The 11,775-nt window shown below is 69.2% G+C and carries 11 protein-coding genes and 2 pseudogenes; 8 read left to right on the plus strand and 5 right to left on the minus strand.

What is annotated here, in order from left to right; all coding sequences use genetic code 11:
- The first annotated feature begins 67 nt into the window (after positions 1-67).
- From ACFYY7_RS40350 to ACFYY7_RS40360, 3 genes and pseudogenes are all read left to right on the plus strand, one after another.
- On the plus strand, positions 68-991 hold the full coding sequence (locus ACFYY7_RS40350) for an AraC family transcriptional regulator (RefSeq protein WP_388669815.1): 924 nt from the start codon (positions 68-70) through the stop codon (positions 989-991).
- Positions 992-1,358: 367 nt separating this feature from the next.
- Positions 1,359-1,604, plus strand: a pseudogene (locus ACFYY7_RS40355) (ISL3 family transposase); the annotation flags it as partial.
- Positions 1,605-1,944: 340 nt separating this feature from the next.
- On the plus strand, positions 1,945-2,547 hold the full coding sequence (locus ACFYY7_RS40360) for a hypothetical protein (protein WP_388669847.1): 603 nt from the start codon (positions 1,945-1,947) through the stop codon (positions 2,545-2,547).
- 51 nt (positions 2,548-2,598) lie between these two features.
- Here ACFYY7_RS40360 and ACFYY7_RS40365 read toward each other — a convergent pair.
- Positions 2,599-3,038 (minus strand): annotated as a pseudogene (locus ACFYY7_RS40365) (IS5 family transposase); the annotation flags it as partial.
- Entirely contained in the window at positions 3,035-3,316 is a 282-nt protein-coding gene (locus ACFYY7_RS40370) for a hypothetical protein (RefSeq protein WP_388669818.1), read from the minus strand. The pseudogene ACFYY7_RS40365 and the gene ACFYY7_RS40370, both read right to left, overlap by 4 nt.
- A gap of 1,057 nt (positions 3,317-4,373) precedes the next feature.
- Here ACFYY7_RS40370 and ACFYY7_RS40375 point away from each other — a divergent pair.
- From ACFYY7_RS40375 to ACFYY7_RS40395, 5 genes are read left to right on the plus strand one after another with little or no spacing between them, the layout of a single operon-like run.
- Positions 4,374-5,447: an ABC transporter substrate-binding protein gene (locus tag ACFYY7_RS40375; RefSeq protein ID WP_388669821.1), complete on the plus strand. Its 1,074-nt coding sequence runs from the start codon at positions 4,374-4,376 to the stop codon at positions 5,445-5,447.
- Positions 5,444-6,532, plus strand: coding sequence for a FecCD family ABC transporter permease (locus tag ACFYY7_RS40380; protein ID WP_388669845.1), 1,089 nt, complete (start codon positions 5,444-5,446; stop codon positions 6,530-6,532). Before ACFYY7_RS40375 ends, ACFYY7_RS40380 begins: the two co-directional genes overlap by 4 nt.
- Positions 6,529-7,422 (plus strand): ABC transporter ATP-binding protein, encoded by an 894-nt coding sequence (locus tag ACFYY7_RS40385; protein ID WP_388669824.1) that lies wholly within the window; start codon positions 6,529-6,531, stop codon positions 7,420-7,422. The genes ACFYY7_RS40380 and ACFYY7_RS40385 overlap by 4 nt, the downstream gene beginning before the upstream one ends.
- A 44-nt stretch (positions 7,423-7,466) precedes the next feature.
- A complete protein-coding gene (locus tag ACFYY7_RS40390; protein WP_388669827.1) occupies positions 7,467-7,856 on the plus strand; it encodes a hypothetical protein in 390 nt (129 codons plus the stop codon).
- Positions 7,793-8,641: an MFS transporter gene (locus tag ACFYY7_RS40395; protein WP_388669830.1), complete on the plus strand. Its 849-nt coding sequence runs from the start codon at positions 7,793-7,795 to the stop codon at positions 8,639-8,641. Before ACFYY7_RS40390 ends, ACFYY7_RS40395 begins: the two co-directional genes overlap by 64 nt.
- Before the next feature lie 1,171 nt (positions 8,642-9,812).
- Here the strand turns inward: ACFYY7_RS40395 and ACFYY7_RS40400 are convergent.
- The 3 genes from ACFYY7_RS40400 to ACFYY7_RS40410 all read right to left on the minus strand — a co-directional run bounded on the left by ACFYY7_RS40400 (position 9,813) and on the right by ACFYY7_RS40410 (position 11,056).
- Positions 9,813-9,986, minus strand: a complete 174-nt coding sequence (locus ACFYY7_RS40400; protein WP_388669833.1) for a DUF6193 family natural product biosynthesis protein — start codon at positions 9,984-9,986, stop codon at positions 9,813-9,815.
- 1 nt (position 9,987) lies between these two features.
- The gene (locus tag ACFYY7_RS40405; protein ID WP_388669836.1) at positions 9,988-10,545 is read right to left on the minus strand and encodes a DUF6193 family natural product biosynthesis protein; all 558 of its coding nucleotides are present in this window, start codon (positions 10,543-10,545) and stop codon (positions 9,988-9,990) included.
- A gap of 235 nt (positions 10,546-10,780) precedes the next feature.
- Positions 10,781-11,056, minus strand: a complete 276-nt coding sequence (locus ACFYY7_RS40410; protein WP_388669839.1) for a hypothetical protein — start codon at positions 11,054-11,056, stop codon at positions 10,781-10,783.
- Between the last annotated feature and the right edge of the window lie 719 nt (positions 11,057-11,775).

Here is an 11,775-nt window from a genome sequence, read left to right on the forward strand (position 1 = left end):
ACGCTTCTCGCGAGACGATCCATGGCTCGGAGGCTCACTTCGATGTCTACACGTCTACACTAAGGGCGTGGATGTGCTCTCCGAACTGCTGGACGGGGTGAGGGCACGGGGTGCCCTGTTCCGGCGGACAGTCATGAACCGGCCGTGGTCCCTGCGGTTCGCCAGCGGCTCACCCCTGACGCTGGCCACGATGCTGCGCGGCCGGGCATGGATCGTCCCCGCGGAGGGCGAGCCGGTGCCGGTCGGCACCGGAGACATCGCGATCATCCGCGGCCGAGCGCCATATACGGTCGCGGACGACCCGGCCACCCCACCGCAGGTCGTGGTCAACAACACCGATTACTGTCTTCGCGGCACCTACGACGGCGAGACCGGCGAAGGTCCGGACGGCTCAGCCCTCCTTCTCAGCGGCGCCTACACCGGCCGGGGCGAGATCAGCGAACGGCTGCTCCACGCGCTGCCCGACGTCCTAGTGATCCCCGACGCCGACTATCACCGCCCGCTGCTGGGTCTGATGGTCGAGGAAATCGTCAGGGACAAACCCGGACAGCAGGTGATGCGCGACCGACTGCTGGACCTGATGCTCCTCTCCACCTTGCGGATCTGGTTCGACCAGTCCGAGGCACATGCACCCACGTGGTACCGCGCGATGGACGACCCGGCGGTGGGCCACGCTCTGCGGCTGCTCCACAACGATCCGGCCCACCCATGGACCGTGGCGGACCTGGCGGCCAAATCGGGACTGTCCCGCGCTGCACTCGCCCGCCGCTTCACCGCACAGGTCGGCGAACCGCCGATGACCTACCTCGCCTCTTGGCGCATCGACTTGGCGGCCGACCTGCTGCGCGAGACGGACGCCACGGTCGGCTCCATCGCCCGGAAGGTCGGCTACGCCAACACGTTCGCGCTGAGCGTCGCCTTCAAACGCCTCCGCGGCACCACTCCGACGGAGCACCGTGCCACAGCGCCGACCCCGGGGCTCGGGAAATGAGACAAGGGAACCGATGCCGCCTGCGACGGCACGAAGATCCTGGTGCTCGATGAGACAGAAGTAGGCATTCGCGCTCGATGCCCGGCACAGGAACGCGCCAGATGAAGGGCTCGCAGCCGCCAGGTGAAGCACTCAGCCACAATCACAAACCGGACGTCACGCGACTACGCCGAAGCCCTGCCCGACTTGTCTGAAGGGGACCTTCGCCGAGCAAGTGCCGGGGCTGACCGTGCGCTACCAGCGGCGCACCCCACAGTTGCAGCGCCTGGTGGAGGCCGTCGGTGTGGTGCTGGCCGGCCGGGGCGGTGCCCGGATGTTGCGGATCCTGAACGTCACGCTCTCGCGATGCACCGTTCTGGCCCAGCTGATGCGGGTGCCGCTTCCGCCACTGGAGACACCCCGGGTGCTGGGGGTGGATGACTTCGCGCTCTACGGCGGCACCTATGGCACCCTCTTGGTCGACGCCACCACCCGGCTCCCGCTCACACTCTGGGAAGGGCGCGACGCGGAACAGCTCAGCCACTGGCTTCGCGAGCACTCAGGTGTCGAGGTCGCCTGCCGCGACGGCTCCCTCACCTACCGGCCGGGCATCACGGCGGGCGCACCCGACGCCGTGCAGGTCAGCGATCGTTTCCACCTCTGGCAGGGACTCTCCCGCCGTGTCCAGGACATCGCCTCCGCCCACCGCGGCTGCCTGGCCGCAGCACTGCCCCCGGTCAGTGAGACAGATCCCGCGTCGGTCGGGGAGACTGCCGGGAACACCGCGGCGGACACCCGGGCCGGGCGGCATGCCCGCAGGCTGTTCGAGGCAGTGCATGCCCTGACCCGCACCGGCCGGAGCCACAGTTCCGTGGCCCGGGAGCTCGGCTTGGACCGCCGCACCGTACGCAAGTACGCCCGGGGCCCGCACCTGGCAGGAAGTGATGCGCCGCCCGCCCTGCAAGCCCTCCACCTTGGACCCCTACCTCAATTACCTGCAACAACGCTGGGACGAGGGACAGCACAGCGCGAAGATCCTGCACGAGGAACTCCGGACCAAGGGCTACCTCGGCCACTACCAGCGCGTGAAGATGGCCGTCGCACCCCTACGACGGGGCCTGCCGCTGGACGAGCCACGCGAGCGGCCGCCCTCCCCACGCGAAACCGCCCGCTGGATCACCACCCATCCGGGCCGCCGCAGCCCACACATCAATGACCGCCTGCCCCGTCTCCTCGATCACTGCCCTGAACTCAGGCACACCCACGACCTGGTCCGCCGATTCGCCAGCATGCTCGACAACCGCGACGCGACACCCTTGCCAAGCTGGCTGGATGACCTCGCCAACATCGGACTGGCCCCTCTCGCCGGCCTCGCCGGAGCCCTGCGCGAAGACCGGCATGCCGTCGCCCAGGGCATCACCACTCCTTACAACTCCGGGGTCAACGAAGGCCGCATCACCGATGTCAAGCTGCAGAAACGCCTGATGGCCGGACGCGCCGGCGTCCCACTTCTCCGCCACCGCTTCGCCCACCTCCGGCGCCACTACGCGGACCGGCCGACCGCCCCTCCGAGATGATCTCCGGCTACGATAATCTTGCCAGAACCACATAGGCATGTACTCCGACACGGGTGTCAGGACGAACGCGAGAGGCCGGCATCGTCCCTCGGCGGCGAGGTGGATCTTGGTGGTGAAGCCTCCGCGGGAACGTCCCAGGCACTCGCCGATCTGACCACCTCCTCCAGCCGGACGGCCAGTTTCCGCAGCGCCGGATCGACCTGGTTCGTCCCCCGGGCGGCCCCCTTTTGAGGGACCGCGGCAGGCGGCGCTTTCCTCGCTCCGGCGGCGTGCTGGTGAGCCCGCACCGCTGTCGAGTCCACCGACACGTCCCAGTCGATCCCGCCCGCGGCATCCTCGGCTGCCTGGATGCGAGACAGCAGCATCTTCCAGGTTCCATCAGCTGACCAGCGACGATGCCGTTTATAGACCGTTTCCCACGGCCCGAACCGCTCCGGCAGATCCCGCCACTGCACACCCGTCCGCACCCTGTAGAGAACCCCGTTGATCACCCGCCGGTGATCACTCCACCGTCCCCCACGGCCCGGTTCAGCCCCTCCACCGTGCCCTTCAGGTGCGGGGTGTACGGGGGCAGGTCCTCGACGGTGACGTCGAGGGCGTTGAACGCGGCGGCAACGGTCTTCGACAGGAAGTCCTTGCCCCGGTCCACGCGTCCTTTCTCCGGGAGACCGCCCTGCGGTCCGAAAGGCTCCTCACACACCACCGCCGCACGCAGCGCGGCCAGGACCGACTCCCGCGACGGATGCCCGGGGGTGACCGCCGCACCCATGATTGTGTTCGACGCGCAGTCCACGAACCAGGTGATCCACGGCCGACGGGCGGCGCCCTCGACATCAACCAGGACCGGGGCCTGGACGTGATCGGCTTCCCAGACCTGGTTCCGCCACCCCGAGGCCGGGCCAGGAACACATCGTGCTTCCGGGCTGCACGCTCACCACCGGCAAGCCCGGCCCGCTCCCCCGCAGTCAGGTCACGTCGGATCGCCCGATGCAGCGTCGGATCCGACGGCGGCAGATCACCCTCGCCCCTGACCGCGCGAGCGGTCAACTCACGGTGGACAGCGGCGACGTTCCCCTTCCACAGCCCAAGCAGAGCCCGAACCTCCGCGATGACCATGAACCGCCCGCGGTAGGGGGCCCGCTCCCCCGGCGCCGCAGCCGCGGTCTCGTCCTGTTCGGCGGCGGCCAGCCATCGCCACACCGCCCGCTTCCGCACCCCCAAAGCGTCCACCGCCACCCGAACATGCCGGGTAGTGGGCTTCCCCTCCCCGCGCAGAGCCAGCAGGCGGCGAACCGTCGGCCCCCGCAACGCCCGCACCGACACAGCAGGCAAAGCAGCCGAACCGCCACCCGACCCCTCCGTGGCCAGGTCCTGTTCTTCTCGTTCCACCCGTCGATCACACCAACCACCCGCCGGCCGGTGGATCAGGACTCACGAAACTGAGACAGCATCACCCCACACGCGATAAACCCCCACGACAGCGACCCCACACCGATCTCTCACCGCCACGACAGCGACCCCACACCCCGAAACAGCCACCTACCAGCATCAACACACCCAGGCCCACTGTCGCTCACACCACTGCCCCAAAACCGAGAGATCGCAGCCGGGTCGTATGACGGTGTGTGGCCGCCCGAGTCGGCCCACGTCCACCGGTTGCACCACGAGGCGTTCTCCTGGCCCCCCGCACGACGCGCCCACGTACCCGAGGGTCCCGCCGTCAAATTCTCGCAGGACGGGAACCCGGGCCCCGTACCCCGCGACTACTGGACCGGGTGGCGGACGGTCCACCCGTGCACCGAGTGAACATTTCCGGGAGAGTGATGATGCGTTCTCGCATGTGGTGGGGCGGCACGACGGCTTTGGTGCTGGGCAGCCTCCTCGTGGCGGGCTGCGGTGACGGCGACGGGGGTGGCGACGGGGCGAGCCCCGCCGCCGGGAAGCCGGCCGCAGGCACCTACCCGGTCACCGTCACGGACTGCACGGGTGCCAGGACCACGTTCTCCGAGGCACCCGGGAAGATCGTCACGAGCAACGCCTCCAGCATGGAATTGCTGCTCCGCCTCGGTGCCGGGGACAAGGTGATCGGCACCGGCTTCCCGCCCGGCAAGGGCGGCCTGCCCGGCGAACTCGACGCGCAGGCGCAGAAGGTGAAGGTGCTCAGCGAGTCCGTCATCCCGAAGGAGAAGCTCCTCGGCTCCGGCGCCGACCTGTACATCGACACCTTCGCCTCCGTGAACATGGGCGGCGGCATGGGCGACGCGCCGACCGAGGAGGAGTTCAAGGCGGCCGGGATCAAGCGCGTCTACCGCAAGTCGACCGCCTGCGCGGCGCAGAGCGAGCGCCCGGTGACCGATCTGTCCGCCGTACAGGCCGACATCGTCTCCCTCGGCGAGGTCACCGGCACCGGCGCCAAGGCGAAGGAACTCGTCGACGGGATGAGGGAGAAGGTGGACGTCGTCCGGACGGCCGTCGGCCGGACGCCCGAGAGCGAACGTCCGACGTACTTCTTCTTCGACTACGACGCTGGCACCAAGCAGCCGACCGCCGTCTGCAACCGCCAGGTTGCCAACGCGGTCATCACGCTGGCCGGGGCACGCAACGTTTTCGCCGACTGCGACGGCGACTACAAGCAGGTCGGCTGGGAGGACGTCATCTCCAGGAACCCGGACTGGATCCAGCTCGGCGTGCGCAGCCGGGGCAGTGAGGCCGCCAACGACAAGGCGTTCGACGAAGCCCAGAAGTGGCTGGAGAACAACTCCGCCACCAAGGGCCTGAAGGCCGTCGAGGAAGGCCGCTTCCTGCGCATCGGCTCCGAGCGGACCACCATCGCAGGTGTCGAGAACGCCGACACCGTCGAGGAGATCGCGAAGACCCTCTACCCGGGCGAGGTCGACTGACTGTGCTCGACGCACCTGTGAGCCGGAAGGGCACGGACGCCGCCCCCGCGCGGTCGCGGCGTTCCGTACCCGCCGGTCCCCTGTCGCTGCTCCTCGCCGTCGTGCTCGTCGCGGCCGTCACGGCGGCGGTCGCCCGGGGCTCCACGCCGATCCCGCCGGGCGAGGTGTGGAGCGTGGTCTGGCGCAGACTGACCGGCGAGGCCCCCAGACCCGGCACCGACGACCTGATCGTGTGGCAACTGCGCCTGCCCCGGGCGCTGCTGGCGGCCCTGGTGGGCGCGGGACTCGGCCTGGTCGGCACGGCGGTGCAGGCCCTGGTCCGCAACCCGCTGGCCGACCCGTACCTCCTCGGTGTCTCCAACGGTGCCTCCCTCGGGGCCGTGGTCGCCATCGTGCTGGGGCTCGGCAGCGGGGGCGCGCTGGGCCTCGGCCTGTCCGGCGCCGCGTTCGCGGGCGCCTTGGCCACCTTCGCCCTCGTCTGGGCGGTCGCCCGGCGCGGCGGCGGCTTCGCCCCGCTCAGACTGGTTCTCGCCGGAGTGGCGATCGGGCAGTTCCTGTCCGGGTTCACCAGCTATCTCGTGCTGCAGGCAGGGGACGAACAGCAGACCCACAGCGTGCTGTTCTGGCTCATGGGCAGCCTCAGCGGCGCGAGCTGGCCGCTGCTGGCCGCTCCCGCGGTGACGGTTCCGGCGGTCTGGCTGCTGCTCCAGGCACGGGCGCGGGGACTCAACGCCCTGCTGATGGGCGACGAGACCGCCGCCGGCCTCGGCATCGATGTCGCACGGCTGCGCCGGGAACTGTTCGCGGTCACCAGCCTGCTCACCGGCGTCCTGGTCGCGGTCTCCGGCGCCATCGGCTTCGTCGCGCTCATGGTCCCGCACGCCTGCCGACTTGTCGTCGGCGGCGACCACCGCCGCCTGCTGCCGGTGTCGGCACTGTTCGGCGCGCTGCTGCTGGTGGTCGTCGACATCGTGTGCCGCACGGCCATGGACGCGCAAGAACTGCCGGTCGGCGTCGTCACCTCGCTGATCGGCGCCCCAGCACTGCTGTATCTGCTGAACAAACGTCTGGGGAGTGGCAGTTGAGGATCGACATCGAGAACCTGCACGTCGCCTACAGCGGACGCACGGTTGTGGCCGGCGCGCACCTGATCGCGGCCGAGGGCGAGATCACCGGCCTGGTCGGCCCCAACGGCAGTGGCAAGTCCACGCTGCTGCGGACCGTGTACCGGCATCTCAAGCCCGTCGCCGGGCGCGTCCTGCTCGACGGCACGGACCTGAGCGGGCTGCGCCCGGCGCGGTCCGCCCGGCACATCGCCGCCCTCCCGCAGGAGCGCGGCGGGGACTTCGAGCTGACGGTGCGCGAGGTCGTCACGATGGGCCGTACGCCCTACAAGCGGGCCTTCGCGGGCGAGGACGCCGGCGACCGGGACATCGTGGCCCGGGCTCTCGCCGACGTCGGCATGACGGACCACGCCGGACGCGGCTTCACGGAGCTGTCCGGCGGCGAGCGGCAACGCGTCCTGCTCGCCCGCGCGTTCGCCCAGCGGTCGGACGTCCTGGTCCTGGACGAGCCGACCAACCACCTCGACATACGTCATCAGGCCGAACTCCTCGCCCTGCTGAGCGGCCAAAACTGCACGACCCTGGTCTCCCTGCACGACCTCAACGCAGCCGCCTCCGTGTGCGACCGGTTGCACGTCCTGCACGACGGCCGCGTGGTCTCCTCCGGTGCGCCCCGCGACGTCCTGACCCCCGGTCTGCTGGCCGAGGTGTTCGGCGTGCGCGCGGCGGTGACGGAGCATCCGCTGACCGGCGACCCGCTGATCGCCTTCGACCACCGCCGGCCGGCGGGGCCGGAGGAACTCCGGGCGCCGGACGCGGGGGACGGGGAACCGGCTCCCGGAAAGCGACCGTGTGTCCCGGCCCGTGACGCAGACCCCGGGAACTCAGCCGCCGAGTCCCCCGACTCCTGATGCGAGACCGCTCACCGGCGGCCACCGAGTGGGGGAGGGAACGAGTGACGGACCATGGCTCCGGTTCGGAGGGACCTGGGGACATACCCGAGGTGCGGGACCGCTGGCTGCTGGTGGCCGTGGCGGGCGTGCTGTCGTTCGTGGCGATGCTCGACATGAACATCGTGAACGTGGCTGTCGCGGACATCTCCGCGGGGCTGGGTATGCCGGCCGAGACGGCCCAGTGGGCGGTACTCGGCTACCAGCTCCCGGTGGTCGCGCTCCTGCTTCCGGCCGGCCGCCGACTGGACGCGACGGACACCCGGACGGCGCTGCTGTTGGCCACGGCGGCTTCGCGTTGTGCAGCGCGCTGGCCGCCGTCTCCCCGTGGATGTCCTGGCTGGTCGCCGCCCGGATCGCGCAGGGTGCCTGCGGCGCCGTGCTGTTCGTCCTGATGCCGGTATGGGCCGTCCGTTCGGTACGGCCCGAACTGCGCGGTCGGGCCATGAGCGTGCCCGCCACCCTCGGCCCGCTGGGCGCGGTCACCGGCCCGGCGGTCGGCGGACTGCTTCTCGACCATCTGGGCTGGCGCTGGATCTTCCTCGTCAAGGTCCCGTTCTGCCTGCTGGTCGTTCTGGTCGTGGCGGCGCGGGTGCCCCGCGGCGGGACGACGGGAGCCCGGGTGCCGGCGCCGCGTCCGGCCTGCCGTGCGTCCACCGCCGGCCGGCGGGCGCTCGCCGACGCCCCCGACGCCCTGCTCGTCGCCGCCGGTGTGGCGGTCCTGCTGCTGTCGCTGACGCTGGCCGCCGACACCTCCGCGTGGCTGGCGCTCGCCCCGGCCGCCGCGGTGCCGCTGTGGTGGTGGCTGCGCAGAGCGGGCGGCCGGCCCGTGGCCGGTGTGCTGCGGGCGGCGGGCCTGCTGCGCGCGCACGGCGCGGTGCTGGCACTGGCCGCGGGCTTCGCCGCCGCGCATTACGTGATCACCCTGCACCTCCAGCGGGACGAGGGCATCAGCGCGACCGCGACCGGTCTGGCGGTGCTCGCCTTCCCGCTCGGTATGGGGGTGGCCGGCCCCCTCGGCGGACGGCTCGCGGACCGGTACGGGGCCAGGCCCGTCGCCCTCACCGGCGCCGCGCTCACCGCCGTCGGCCTGCTGCTGCTCGCCCCGCTGGGCGACGGCTGGTCGTCGGCTGACGTGGCCTGGCGGCTGGCGGTGGCCGGCTTCTGGCACAGGGGGTAGATCAGGCGCAGGACTCGCGAGCGCAGCCGGTCGCGCCGGGCGTAGCTGAATGGGATCGCCCAGCCGTGGGCGAGCCGGCGGACGGCCCAGCGGCGCATGCCGAGCAGGGACGCGAGGATGTCGGGGCGTTCTTCGTAGTGGTCCAGGAGGAACCTGATCTGGGTCCGGGGCCGTGTGGGTAGCGGGTGATCAGCGTTTCCTGCTGGGCAGGGGTGAGGAATCGACAGTGCACGATGCAGTGGGCATTCTTGGCCTTGCGCCTGGCGGTGGCTGGGGTATGAGTCGTCATGGCTCAGCACTCTGCGGGCGCAGGCCTGTGGACAGCGGACGGGTGCGTGAACGCGGGACTGCAGCACAGCCCCATCACGTCCGTGCGACCTCACCGCCCGCGTTCGCTTTCAGCTCGCTCACGCGACTCCTCCCGGAGCACTTCCGGTTGATCGAACAAACCAGCCACGGACAACCCGGCCCCTTCGCTCCGCCGCCATTACAGGGGCATCGCCGCTACTACGAGCCGGTCCGCCGGCGTGCCCGGCGACGGTACTCAATCCCTCACGGGGTCACCGCTTGGGACACTCCCTCTCCCCTGCCCGCACAGGCAGGGATTGTCCGGGCACGCCTTCTCCTGTTCCACACGGAAGCCGCAGATCAGGCTCACGTCGTCTACATGCCGGACACCGCCTGGCCAGTAAGCGGAGCACCCGCCAGACTTTTCCCGGGATCCGTTTGACACCCCGGTTTTGATGTCGTCTGTATCTGTTTCGACACGTCAGCAACGATTCACTTGCGTTCGTCTTCCTGATCCCCACCTGACGCCTCACGGGCGCCTTTTCCTCATCGCTCACCACGACGGTCTTCAGCCAACGCAGCATGAGGTGGTTTGGAGCCTCCCTCCGCAGGGCGACTCCGAAGGGCCAAAACCTTCATCATCCGTGCAGCACCGCATCAAGAACTCGACCTACATCGACTCCCCTCAACGTTCAGGACACACCAAACGCCAGATGTTCGGCCGGGCCGGCTTTCATCTCCTCCGCAAGCGCGTCCTGCTCTACCCGTGAAGCGGAGGTCAGACCACTGTGGGGAGCCAGTTGGATTTCCCCGTCCACGGCCGTCTGATGGGAAGCCAACTGGGCACGGGATCGGTGACGGTCAACGACTTGGTTCGCGCTCGTCATCCATCTTGTTCGGCGGTTCCCGCGACGGACGGACCGAGATCGGTGGAGAGGTGACACACCACCAGGGCGACGGCTTCCTCGGCTGTGGCAGCCTCGCCAAGAACGTCGTCGGAGAGAGGATACTTCTTCAGGCGGAATGGGCTGCCATTGTGTGACGGGACGATGGCCACCTCATTGCGGAACGGGTATCCAGTTCAGGAGCTGAAGCCGAGCGTCCAGTGGCTGGAGAATACATAGAGCTGTCGCAGCCGCGGTTTCAGCATGAGCCGCTTCCACGAGTTCGCCGAGCCCTGTGAAATCCGGTTCCTCGGCCGCCTGCTCCCGCATCGTGCGCCACTGCAGCTCCACCACCGCGGCCGACCCGCGTTCGTGAGCTTCGGCGCGCTCGCTGGAGCGCAGAAACGACAGCTCCGCCCGCAGCTCCCGCAGGCTCCTGCCCCGCCCCCACGCCGCTCCGGCCCTGACGACATCCGCCAAGTCGGGCGTGGCTCCAGTGATGAGTCCGACTCCGCGACTCCAGCCAGAGACACCGAACCAGCGGCTCTCGGCCCCGATGTGAACGGATAGCGGCTTGCACTCAGGGACCGACGAGGCGATGCCGGCCGAAACGAGCGGGCCCCAATCGCCGGGCACCACTGTGAGATCGACACCGAGTTCGGCCGCCAGCTGTTCCAGCGCTGCGGCCAGGCTGCCCGCAGCAACCAGATCAGGGTAAAGGTCAGAGTCCACCTCCATAGTCTGCCGTCGCGACGCCACCAAGAGAACGGCGATCAGGCGTCGCAGCGAGGGCCCGTGGGCACGTGACTCCGAATGTCCGTTGCTCACGGTCTGGCGAGCCATTGACATCACGCTCAGTCAGCCCTCCACGGAAAGTGGGCCAGAACCCGTTCTCGCGAACAAATCCAGCGGTGAAACCACCTACGGCATCGGCCAGACGCAGCAAGCGTGGCTTGGGCTGCCTCTCTCAATTTCCAGCGTTATTCGATCCTTTTCCTGATTCTTCAGATGCCGAAGCAAGCTTGGCTGCAATTTCTCCTGCAGTGAGGGTCATGAGCCATTCCCAGGAAACGCGTAGCGGGATTTCGTAGTGTCGGCTTATTTCCTCACCCACGGCTGCAGCCGTGATGGAATCCATGCCATGCCCACGGGGCCTTTCACTGGCCTGAACCTCCGTGTAGAGCTTTGCCATGAAGACGCGCTGGAGCCAGGCCATATGCTCCAGAATTGGGTCGTGGGTCATAGCCTTCGTCCTTCCAGTCCTGGGTCGCTGAGCGCGGCTTGTGCAGCTGTGGCGAAGGCGTCCATGTCCAGGCGCACTTGGTGGCGCTGCTCGGCGCAGGTCGCGATGTGCTCGGAGGCGTCCCCGTCTTCGGTCCGGCATCGTCTGTAGGCGCCTAGGGCGGCATAGAGCACCGCTAGGTTGAGCAGTGTCTCCCGTGCGGCCTCGACCACGGCTGGAGGCCCTTCGACTGTCACCGTCGCACTGGCCCGTTGTGCCGCATGAACGGAGGTCTTGGCGGTGGCAAGCAGTCGCTGGGTCTCGGTGAGGTCGACAGGTTCGTCACGCAACTGGTGCCAAACGGCCGACAGATCGTCCCGAGCACACGACGCGTCTGCCAGGAGAGCGCTGTACGCCTCCCGGCGGGTGTCGCTGCGTCTGCCTGTGCTGCAGGGCGCCCTGCGTCCGCACCTGCCACCGGGCAGAGATTCCGGTAAGGGCCGCTGCCGCAGCGGTTCCGGCAGATCCGACCACGGCGCCAAGCAGGGCTGCTAACGCTTGATCCATGCCGAGCATTCTGCCCAACTCGCTCCCGTGGTACCGCTGGTTACTTCGGCGGCCTGAGACACACCCGAAACCGGTCTGAGTGGGCGGTTCGTGGGTTGATGTCCGTTTCGAAGTGAGGCTTGGGGTAGGGGTGCTGGCCACGCGGCCGGCTACTGCTGCCGGGCAAACCAGCC

This window comes from Streptomyces sp. NPDC001933, from assembly GCF_042890955.1.
GTDB lineage: Bacteria > Actinomycetota > Actinomycetes > Streptomycetales > Streptomycetaceae > Streptomyces.